Source organism: Pseudomonas sp. HMWF006 (assembly GCF_003061205.1).
Lineage (GTDB): Bacteria > Pseudomonadota > Gammaproteobacteria > Pseudomonadales > Pseudomonadaceae > Aquipseudomonas > Aquipseudomonas monsensis.
Genome location: NZ_QAIU01000463.1, coordinates 5,653 through 11,453, shown reverse-complemented (window position 1 = coordinate 11,453; position 5,801 = coordinate 5,653). Strand labels below are relative to the sequence as shown.

General features: G+C 59.7%; 1 protein-coding gene and 1 pseudogene. Both read left to right on the top strand.

The window, feature by feature from the left end; translation table 11 throughout:
• On the top strand, positions 1-5,223 hold a 5,223-nt coding region (locus DBR24_RS20145; RefSeq protein WP_256591677.1), incomplete at its 5' end, for a membrane-targeted effector domain-containing toxin.
• 263 nt (positions 5,224-5,486) lie between these two features.
• A pseudogene (locus DBR24_RS33010) lies at positions 5,487-5,801 on the top strand (endopeptidase La); the annotation flags it as partial.

The following is a 5,801-nucleotide window of genomic DNA, read 5'->3' as shown; positions in this document are numbered from 1 at the left end:
GAGCTGGCCGGCGCCTTTGTCGTGATGGAAAAGGACACCCGCCGAGTCAATGACTTGCAAACCGACCAGAGCATGGGTTACGCCCTGCTGTTCACCCCGACAAGAGGCATCGAGTTCTTCAACTCCCTTGCTGACCTCGACAACCAGTTGCGCTCGTCCCTGAACCAGCTAGGCGATAGGGAGGCGTTCATGCACATGCTGCCGACGCGCTATCACGCAGTGGGCGCAGCGGGGATCTGGCCGCTGCTGCTCGCACCGATCGACAGCAAACCCTTGTTCGAACACACCTACGATGCGCTGATCGAAAAACGCATGCAGGATATCGAGCGCGCCCTGAGCTTCGCCGATAACCCGCAGCAAGACCCCACGCGATTGCTCACCGCGCTGGAAAGCGCAATTGCCGGCGCCCTGCCGGATCTCACGCCGCGCCTGGAGTTACGCGCGCAAACCTTGTTCGAACGCCACCTGCTCTACAGCGCACCCGACTGGTACCGCAGCGCCAGCACCGCGCAAAAAACCACACTGGCGCTACATCTGCGCAACTACCAGCAGAAGCGGCAACACCTGCTCGACCTGATGGAACCGGCTGGCAGCCTGAGGGGTGTGGCCCGTCAGCAATGGCTGGAACGCCTGAGCGAAGACCTGGAAATCGACGATCTCGACCCGGAAAAGCTAAGCCTTTCGACCGAACGTCAAGTGCCGGGCTACGGCGTTTATGTGCATCAATCCAGTCTGCTCGAGCTGTCCTTGCGTGGCCCGCACACCGGTGATGAATTACCGGGCTCAGCGTTTTTGAACCACACCCGCCTCACCTACGATGACGCGCCTCTGCCGGAAACCTACGCTGACATAACGCCGGCGTGGCTGATCAGGCAAGCCCTGGACCTGCAGCCGCGGATTGACTTCAATCAGTTGCAAAAGACGCTGCTGGCCAAGCCCGCAATCAAACCGGCCATCGAGCAGTTGCTTGATCATCGTATCGTCGCCCTCGCTCACACGGCAGTGCTGCAAGGGTACTTGCTCGACAGTGACCTGCAACTGATCCAGCGTCTGCGTGACCGCAGCGATCCCCGTCTGCACGCCGCCGCCCTGTCGCTGCACGGCGCACAGTTGCAGGACTTGTGGGTGCTGCGCCAGAACGATGAAAGCGGTGCGCTCAAACGGCTATTGCTGTGCACGCCAGAGGCACCGCGAGCGCAACAATTCCAGGCCTTCGACAGTGAGCGCGAATGCCAGACCCACTTGCTTGGCTGGGCCAGACACAATGATGGCGCCGAGAGCATGACCGGCTACCTGATCAGCCGTGCGCCCATGCGCTTTCGCGCAAAGCTGCGCCACGTATTGTCCGGATTGAGTTTCAAGCCTGAGGCACTGGAACATCAAAAGATCACCTTCGATCGCACCGGCAGTCATCTCGATTGCCTGCGGGCGATGGCCGAACATGTGCTCGCCACACGGATCGACGACTACGATTTCAGTACACCGGCGTGGTATCGCTCGACCACCGCCGCCAACCGCCGGAAGCTGACGACCCTGAGCCAAGACGCCGAAGGTGCCTTGCGCGCGTTCGACAACCACGCCTTGTCGGGCAGTCGCTTTCCGACGTTTGATGACTACGTGCACGAGCAAGCAAAAATCAGCTTGAACCAATTGCTCAAACGCACGGCCAACGATGTCGACCCGAATACCGTCTGGGCGTTCTCGCCAAGCTCCCTCGTGCACGCGTGGACGCCAAAACCGATGACCTACACCACGCTTTATCGCGACGGCTACGCCGACGGCGTGGGTTTTTTCGATGAGAAGTTTTCCCGCTCGGCCCGCTTTCGAGGCCCGGAGGGCGTCGATATCAGCAACCTGACCGCACAGAATGTCGCACGCTCGGTCACCGGTGTCTGGATCGGCCAGCGCTACATCGACAAGGTCAAGGCTGAGCTGCAAAGTTCGACGAGCGGAGGCTACGGCTTCAGGCGCAACGCGACCCTGGCCATTACCCGGCTGCAGATGAAAACCGCCGCGCTGGAATGCCAGCTGCAAGGCCATATCGCCAACCGCGATCTGCAATGGCTGGAGCAGAGTATCGACAGCATGGAGCAGACTTCCGGAGCCATCCGCACGACCTATCCGATTCACCGTTTGATGATCGACGGCGAATGGGTGATCGATGCGTGGCTGTTCGGCCATGGCGACAACCCGGTGCTGCTCTACACACCCGACGCACCCGACGGCGTCGCCTTTCGCGAAGCGCGGCTGTTCAATTACCTGCTTCAGCAGCAGTCAGGCATGCTCGAATACCTGACCATGCGCGTCGGCGCCAGCGCCCGGAACAGGGTTCGCACGCACCTTGAAAACATCAAGAAAGGGCTGCCCAAAGACCTCTATAAAACCACCGCCAGCCCCGCACTTTACGACTCGACCCGGACGGTCGCGGCGGTCAGCGATCTGCGCGCGGCCCTTTACGACATGAAGCTGCAACGTCGGATCGACGACGTTAACGCCACCACTACCCGCCGCGCGCAAATGATCGCCAGTCTGGTCTGGACCTGTGTCGAATGGGTCACCGCCATCGCCACTGCCCCGTTTCCCCTGCTGAGCCTGAGCAGCGGCCTGTTACTGGCTTTCAAGGACGCCATGCTCAGCCTGCACGCGTATCGCCAGGGTGACCATGGCGAAGCATTCCAGCACTTTCTCGGTTATCTGTTCAACAGCGCCGGTGCGCTGCTGACCGACCTGCGTCCGGCACTGCGTTCACTCAAGGCCGTGCGCCTGCCTTTGCGTCAGCGCATCGCCAGCGCCAGTGTCAGCAACGATCCACAGGCTGTCATGACTGTGATCAATCAAGGGGCACCCGAACCTGAATGGGATGGCATGCATGCGGTCTTTTTCAAAAACAAATTGTACTTTACCCCCAACAGTCCCGACCCATTCGGCCGTTACTTGCTCTATTGGCACAAGCCGGATTCCGCCGACCTTGTTTCTACCGGCATCCTGACCGAGCGCAACGCCGACGGGGTGATGGTGCGCAGCGGCTTGGCCGGCGGCGCGCCCAAATACCAGACCGTGCCCGAGACACCCGGTCCGCACAAGGTCTATGGCGTGGAAAGCAAATACCACCAGCACATCGAAGCGGTGATGAATCCGCAAATCCGGCAGAACATCCTCCAGCGCAGTCAGTACGATATAGCCCCCCGTACCGACCTGGTGGTCGAGGAACTCGCTTCGACACGCAGCGCCTACCTGAAACAGGTCGAAAAGCTCAGCACGGACGCTACCGCGCATTTCGCCGAAAGTGCTCCGCTGCCAGCCCGCGCCGAAGTCCCGCCAGTTGCCGACAACCTGTCATTTGCCCAGTTGATCGCCAGCGACACCGTCAAAGGGAAAAACCTGGTGATCGGCGCCCAGCCCGGTTCGATCGCCAGCAAACAATTGCTGATCAGCAATCTGGACGCACTCGCGAGCAACGACTTCAAGCGACTTTACGTGGAATACCTGGCGGGAGATGTTTTCCATATCAAGCTGGAAAAAATGAACAAGGGCGGAACCTGGAGACACATCAAAAAACACCTTAAAGCCGTCGACCGTGCGCTGGGACATGAGGAAAACGCGGCGTTCTCTTATCTGGCACTGGTGCGTACCGCGCGCGAAAAGGGTCTGAAAATCCATGCGCTGGATGCGTCGACCAGCTACCAACTGGACGGCGCCCTGGTACTGGACGACGTTTCGCCATTGACCCCTCGCAGCAACACCCTGAGGAATTTCTATTCGCACAAGACGCTGGCCGCCGATATCGCCGATGCGCCTGAAGAGCGCTGGGTGGTCCTCACCGAACAATCACGCATGAGCACCTTCGACAACACCCCCGGCCTGGCCGACCTGCACGCGGCTGTTGCCGTGCGCGTGGAAGATGTCGCACTGGATCAGCCGGCACGCATCGGCCTCGATTCAGCCGGGGCCATCGCCGGCGATGCGGCAGCCAGGGGCGATTATCGGGTGCAATGGCCAACGGCGTACAAGGCGCCTCAGCCCGTCTCCAGGCCCATAGCGAGCGTCTCCGTTGTCGACCATTTCAGCGAATACGATATTGCGCCCTCCCTGCGTGACGATATCGCGCAAATGTTGCATCAACCCCGCGGCATGGATTCACGCTATTCCCCGACCTTACCCAATGAAAAACAGGCATACGATGCGTTCATCGCCAACCGCCAGCGGCTCCAGGACAAGTCCCGGGACGCGTTTGCCCACTACACGCCCCCGGAAGCTGCCACGCTCCCGCCAATCACTTCAGACACCGCGTTCGACGCGTTTTTGAAGCAACTGGCCGACGGACACTGGAACCTGCTGATTGGCGAAGCCCATGCAGACGTGTCGAGCAAAGCGCTGCTGAAAAAGTACATGAAGGCGCTCAAGCAAGCCGGGTATGACACGCTATACGTGGAACATCTGCTCACCGATTTGCACCAGGCCGATCTGGATATCTTTTATCGGACACAGCATATGCCGGACAGACTTAAGGCTTATCTGCACCTTCAGGACCGTGGCCACATGCCCCTCTATAAGGGTAACGATACGTACACAGAAGTCTATCAGTTGGCAGCCAAGTACCAGATCCGTATCAGGGCACTCGATTGCACGGCGTCCTACCACCTCCAGGGTATGGCTGGCAAAGACGTCTCGCGAAACGAGATGTTCAGCTATTTCGCCACCCAAGTGATCGAAGCCGACCAACTGGCACACGGGCCGCATAAATGGATGGCCCTCATCGGCAATGCCCACACTAATTACAACCTGGGAGTGCCGGGTCTGGCCGATACCCTCTCGGCGATCAGTCTGCATGTACGCGACACCACTGCGGAACTGGCCAGAGGTGTCCACCACGGGATGTGGGAAGTGGTGACCGGCAGGCGCGGAGTCGATAGCCGGGCCTTGCGCAGCGATTTTCGAATGAACATGGCCACCGCCGGAACGCAAACGCCAGCCCCGACGCCGGCGGTCAGCCGCAGCAAACTGACCCTCTCCGGGATGTTCATGATCGAACATACAGGCACAGGTGGGCCCCGTCTGGTGCATAAATCCAAGACCGGCGACATCGTTGTGACACCGATCCAGATCAATGACCAAGGCTTGCTGTTCATTGATCGCTGGGAGAAAAAAGATGAGGGTTTCAAATACCTGCGGGAACTGATCGACATGCTGGTCCATGATGTGAATTTAACCGAGGTGAAATAAACATCAGGCGTGAACTGCGCATTGCCAACCACCACCGGGCTTCACGGCCCGGTGGTTTTTTACAGTCGGATGCCGCCGTTCTGCGCCGTACTGAACAGGCCCAGCCCAAGGGGTGCAAACGCCTTGCGGGCGGCGTTCAGAAGATCGCCAGGTGCAGAGAAACCCTGTCAAAACCCTGAACACACAAACAGAAACACCCCCCCCATTGAAACCACCCCAAGCCTGCCCCATCTAAGACCCATACCCCATTGCGCAGGTGCCCCATGAGCGACCAGCAAGAATTCCCGGAAAACCCAGACGACTACACCGAAGCCGAACACATCGAACACACCTCCTCCGGCAAAGGCCTCGCCCTGCCCGGCCAGAACCTGCCGGACAAGGTCTACATCATCCCGATCCACAACCGGCCATTCTTCCCGGCGCAAGTCCTGCCGGTCATCGTCAACGAAGAACCCTGGGCCGAAACCCTCGAACTGGTCAGCAAATCCGAACACCACTCGCTGGCCCTGTTCTTCATGGACACGCCCCAGGAAGACCCGCGCCACTTCAACACCGGCGCCCTGCCGCAATACGGCACG